This window comes from Acinetobacter sp. YH01019, assembly GCF_013420285.1.
Classification (GTDB): Bacteria; Pseudomonadota; Gammaproteobacteria; order Pseudomonadales; family Moraxellaceae; genus Acinetobacter; species Acinetobacter gandensis.
Genome location: NZ_VOYM01000133.1, coordinates 1 through 4,780 on the forward strand (window position 1 = coordinate 1; position 4,780 = coordinate 4,780).

Consider the following 4,780-nt stretch of genomic DNA (forward strand, 5'->3'; position numbering starts at 1 on the left):
ATGAAGACGGCTTACGCCACCATCAAAGGTATTGAGGTGATGCGTGCACTACGCAAAGGCCAGGCCTCAGCATTTTATTATGGTGATCCCCTGGGCGAAATGCGCCTGGTAAGCAGAGTTTTTGAAACGTAAGGCCTTTGAATAAGACAAAAGGCTGCCTCATCGCTAACTTTGCAACAGTGCCGTTGCTCTCAGAGTTGTCGTAATTTGATGGACTATTGTCGTAATTGCTTATGGAGTTGTCGTAGTTGCTTGGAGAAATGTCGTAGTTGGATGGGGAGTAGTCATAGGGAAGACGAGCTTCATCCACTAAAACAATTGGCAGGTCAGCAAGTGCCTGCCCCGATGCCATCGCAAGTACGAGGCTTAGAACCACCTTCAACAGATCGCGCATAGTCTTCCCCAGCTCTCTAACGCTTGAGTTAAGCCGCGCCGCGAAGCGGCGTCGGCTTGAACGAATTGTTAGACATTATTTGCCGACTACCTTGGTGATCTCGCCTTTCACGTAGTGAACAAATTCTTCCAACTGATCTGCGCGCGAGGCCAAGCGATCTTCTTGTCCAAGATAAGCCTGCCTAGCTTCAAGTATGACGGGCTGATACTGGGCCGGCAGGCGCTCCATTGCCCAGTCGGCAGCGACATCCTTCGGCGCGATTTTGCCGGTTACTGCGCTGTACCAAATGCGGGACAACGTAAGCACTACATTTCGCTCATCGCCAGCCCAGTCGGGCGGCGAGTTCCATAGCGTTAAGGTTTCATTTAGCGCCTCAAATAGATCCTGTTCAGGAACCGGATCAAAGAGTTCCTCCGCCGCTGGACCTACCAAGGCAACGCTATGTTCTCTTGCTTTTGTCAGCAAGATAGCCAGATCAATGTCGATCGTGGCTGGCTCGAAGATACCTGCAAGAATGTCATTGCGCTGCCATTCTCCAAATTGCAGTTCGCGCTTAGCTGGATAACGCCACGGAATGATGTCGTCGTGCACAACAATGGTGACTTCTACAGCGCGGAGAATCTCGCTCTCTCCAGGGGAAGCCGAAGTTTCCAAAAGGTCGTTGATCAAAGCTCGCCGCGTTGTTTCATCAAGCCTTACGGTCACCGTAACCAGCAAATCAATATCACTGTGTGGCTTCAGGCCGCCATCCACTGCGGAGCCGTACAAATGTACGGCCAGCAACGTCGGTTCGAGATGGCGCTCGATGACGCCAACTACCTCTGATAGTTGAGTCGATACTTCGGCGATCACCGCTTCCCTCATGATGTTTAACTCCTGAATTAAGCCGCGCCGCGAAGCGGTGTCGGCTTGAATGAATTGTTAGGCGTCATCCTGTGCTCCCGAGAACCAGTACCAGTACATCGCTGTTTCGTTCGAGACTTGAGGTCTAGTTTTATACGTGAACAGGTCAATGCCGCCGAGAGTAAAGCCACATTTTGCGTACAAATTGCAGGCAGGTACATTGTTCGTTTGTGTCTCTAATCGTATGCCAAGGAGCTGTCTGCTTAGTGCCCACTTTTTCGCAAATTCGATGAGACTGTGCGCGACTCCTTTGCCTCGGTGCGTGTGCGACACAACAATGTGTTCGATAGAGGCTAGATCGTTCCATGTTGAGTTGAGTTCAATCTTCCCGACAAGCTCTTGGTCGATGAATGCGCCATAGCAAGCAGAGTCTTCATCAGAGTCATCATCCGAGATGTAATCCTTCCGGTAGGGGCTCACACTTCTGGTAGATAGTTCAAAGCCTTGGTCGGATAGGTGCACATCGAACACTTCACGAACAATGAAATGGTTCTCAGCATCCAATGTTTCCGCCACCTGCTCAGGGATCACCGAAATCTTCATATGACGCCTAACGCCTGGCACAGCGGATCGCAAACCTGGCGCGGCTTTTGGTACAAAAGGCGTGACAGGTTTGCGAATCCGTTGCTGCCACTTGTTAACCCTTTTGCCAGATTTGGTAACTATAATTTATGTTAGAGGCGAAGTCTTGGGTAAAAACTGGCCTAAAATTGCTGGGGATTTCAGGAAAGTAAACATCACCTTCCGGCTCGATGTCTATTGTAGATATATGTAGTGTATCTACTTGATCGATCAGGCTTTTGTATATCTCCCCACCACCTGAAACAATGACATGATCCGTTATTTTCTTTAGGTTGGTTAAAGCATCTTTAATTGATGGAAAGATCAATACGTTCTCATTGTCAGATGTAAAACTTGAACGTGTTACGACCGCATACTTTCGGTTGGGTAATGCTCCCATTGATTCAAAAGTCTTGCGTCCAACCAACAGCCATTGGTTATAGGTAATAGCTTTAAACAGGAGCTGTTCACCTTTGGCACTCCATGGAATATCAGGGCCATTCCCGATAACTCCATTCTTCGATATAGCTACCATTAGTGATAGTTTCACAATTCTTCCTCAGAGGTTAACATTTTATTAGTAAGCATGCTCGTTTTGTCACCCGCTGATGCTTACCGTTAATTAATATAATCACTTGTATTAAATAGACTTTCTTTAAAAATACAAGACACTCTGTTATTACAAATCGTGCATGCCGTCTATCCTGCTTGCACGATGCACATTATCTCACCCAAAGAACTCATAACATTTTAATTTATTTAGCATTAAATTAAAACTCTACCGGTAAACAAGCATCTCTAGGCGTAAAAAACAGGCACTTTTTTAAATCCCAGCTAGAATAGGCTGTATAGGCAGACAGTTGCAAGACAAGGAGCGTTTTATGTCTAACAGTCCATTTTTAAATTCTATACGCACGGATATGCGACAAAAAGGTTATGCGCTGAAAACTGAAAAAACTTACCTGCACTGGATTAAGCGTTTTATTCTGTTTCACAAAAAACGTCATCCTCAGACCATGGGCAGTGAAGAGGTCAGGCTGTTTTTATCCAGCTTAGCAAACAGCAGACATGTAGCCATAAACACGCAGAAAATCGCTTTAAATGCCCTAGCTTTTTTGTACAACAGGTTTTTACAACAGCCGTTGGGCGATATTGATTATATCCCTGCAAGCAAGCCTAGACGGCTACCCTCTGTTATCTCTGCAAATGAAGTGCAACGCATTTTGCAGGTTATGGATACTCGCAACCAAGTTATTTTTACGCTGCTGTATGGTGCAGGTTTGCGCATTAATGAATGCTTGCGTTTGCGGGTTAAAGATTTTGATTTTGATAATGGCTGCATCACTGTGCATGACGGTAAGGGTGGGAAAAGCAGAAACAGCCTACTGCCCACGCGCCTAATCCCAGCAATAAAATAACTCATTGAGCAAGCGCGGCTTATTCAGCAAGACGACAACTTACAAGGCGTAGGGCCATCGCTGCCTTTTGCTTTAGATCACAAATACCCTTCTGCTTATCGACAAGCGGCGTGGATGTTTGTCTTTCCCTCCAGCACGCTCTGCAACCACCCGTATAACGGCAAATTATGCCGCCATCATCTGCATGACTCCGTTGCGCGAAAGGCATTGAAGGCAGCCGTACAAAAAGCAGGCATCGTTAGCAAGCGTGTCACTTGTCATACATTTCGTCACTCGTTTGCTACGCATCTATTACAAGCGGGGCGTGATATTCGCACTGTGCAAGAACTCTTAGGGCATAACGATGTTAAGACCACGCAAATCTATACGCATGTGTTGGGTCAGCATTTTGCCGGCACCACCAGTCCTGCGGATGGACTGATGCTACTTATCAATCAGTAAAAGTAGATAAATATCTTTATGTAGCCCTGAGTAGCCCCTGATACTTTTTATGGTGAAAAAGATAAACAATCATAGAGGGGATAAATATGAGCCAGTTCTACCATTGTTCAGATAAGTTTAAGCAAGATACTGTCAATCACAGTGACCATTCATGGTCATTACACTTCCTCCAGTTGCCAGACAATGCCTAACATAAAAACGCAAAAGCCCAAAAGTCAGAGCTTAGGTGTTCTAGGCGTTTTCTAAGCGCTGAAGAAATACGTCTTACCGTAGATTGCGTGCGTTTCTGAAGCACATTTTCCTTATACATGGCTTTATCCCAGGCAGCTTCATCAAGCTCTTGGAGTAACAAGCCAGTAATAATGCGACACTCTCGGGTTTGTAGCGAGCCGCTGGTGAGATCGGAGTTATAGCGGAAAGGGGTCATTTGTAATTATTTGTGGGTGGAGGATAGTTAACTTATTATTGTAGTTGGAAGAGGCTGCTTTCCAAACATTAGCACCTCGTAATGCTTGTTACTGTATATTAATTTATGCTCTTAGCGCATGTTAATGGGCTATTACAATGCATAATGTCCACATCAAGATAACTGTGGCTTAACACCTGTACAAGCGAAAAAAATCAATCACCTGTCCGGAAATACGGGATCACTGTAAAGTGTTGGTGAGGCAGTCTAGGAGGGGGATTTAATTTGGGATACTGATGAAAGGATTATGATCAGTTGGATATAGGATCGTACTAAGCTGAGCGGCAGGTTAGCTAGATTAGTTAACCAGATAAGTGAAATCTAGTTCCAAACTATTTTGTCATTTTTAATTTTCGTATTAGCTTACGACGCTACACCCAGTTCCCATCTATTTTGTCACTCTTCCCTAAATAATCCTTAAAAACTCCATTTCCACCCCTCCCAGTTCCCAACTATTTTGTCCGCCCACAGGCGTGGCGGCCAGGGCCGATGAACGCAAGAAGCTCGAACGGCTGTGCCGGTACATCAGCCGCCCGGCGGTATCCGAGAAGCGGCTGTCGTTAACACGAGGCGGCAACGTGCGCTACCAGCTCAAGA

4 protein-coding genes and 4 pseudogenes are annotated in these 4,780 nt (G+C 46.0%); 4 read left to right on the forward strand and 4 right to left on the reverse strand.

The features are described 5' to 3' along the window. Together FTT84_RS16980 and FTT84_RS16985 are read left to right on the forward strand one after the other, a co-directional pair. Positions 1-132 (forward strand): annotated as a pseudogene (locus FTT84_RS16980) (IS6 family transposase); the annotation flags it as partial. 120 nt (positions 133-252) lie between these two features. Then, positions 253-396, forward strand: a complete 144-nt coding sequence (locus FTT84_RS16985; protein ID WP_180081942.1) for a hypothetical protein — start codon at positions 253-255, stop codon at positions 394-396. Between the two features lie 26 nt (positions 397-422). Here the strand turns inward: FTT84_RS16985 and aadA1 are convergent. The 3 genes and pseudogenes from aadA1 to dfrA1 all read right to left on the reverse strand — a co-directional run bounded on the left by aadA1 (position 423) and on the right by dfrA1 (position 2,408). Further along, positions 423-1,258, reverse strand: a pseudogene (gene aadA1 / locus FTT84_RS16990) (ANT(3'')-Ia family aminoglycoside nucleotidyltransferase AadA1). Between the two features lie 57 nt (positions 1,259-1,315). After that, entirely contained in the window at positions 1,316-1,840 is a 525-nt protein-coding gene (gene sat2 / locus FTT84_RS16995) for a streptothricin N-acetyltransferase Sat2 (protein ID WP_000704156.1), read from the reverse strand. 94 nt (positions 1,841-1,934) lie between these two features. Continuing rightward, the gene (gene dfrA1, locus FTT84_RS17000; protein WP_000777554.1) at positions 1,935-2,408 is read right to left on the reverse strand and encodes a trimethoprim-resistant dihydrofolate reductase DfrA1; all 474 of its coding nucleotides are present in this window, start codon (positions 2,406-2,408) and stop codon (positions 1,935-1,937) included. 331 nt (positions 2,409-2,739) lie between these two features. On the opposite strand from dfrA1, the pseudogene intI2 reads away from it, so the two are divergent. Further along, positions 2,740-3,717, forward strand: a pseudogene (gene intI2, locus FTT84_RS18130) (class 2 integron integrase IntI2). A gap of 187 nt (positions 3,718-3,904) precedes the next feature. On the opposite strand, the gene FTT84_RS17015 reads toward intI2, so the two are convergent. Then, positions 3,905-4,144: a BrxA family protein gene (locus FTT84_RS17015; RefSeq protein ID WP_001353740.1), complete on the reverse strand. Its 240-nt coding sequence runs from the start codon at positions 4,142-4,144 to the stop codon at positions 3,905-3,907. Positions 4,145-4,653: 509 nt separating this feature from the next. On the opposite strand from FTT84_RS17015, the pseudogene FTT84_RS17020 reads away from it, so the two are divergent. After that, positions 4,654-4,780, forward strand: a pseudogene (locus FTT84_RS17020) (transposase); the annotation flags it as partial.

Excerpts from the sequence above, each read along its gene's own strand:
- sat2 (WP_000704156.1), bottom strand. The coding sequence starts at position 1,840 with ATGAAGATTTCGGTGATCCCTGAGCAGGTGGCGGAAACATTGGATGCT.
- FTT84_RS17015 (WP_001353740.1), bottom strand. The coding sequence starts at position 4,144 with ATGACCCCTTTCCGCTATAACTCCGATCTCACCAGCGGCTCGCTACAA.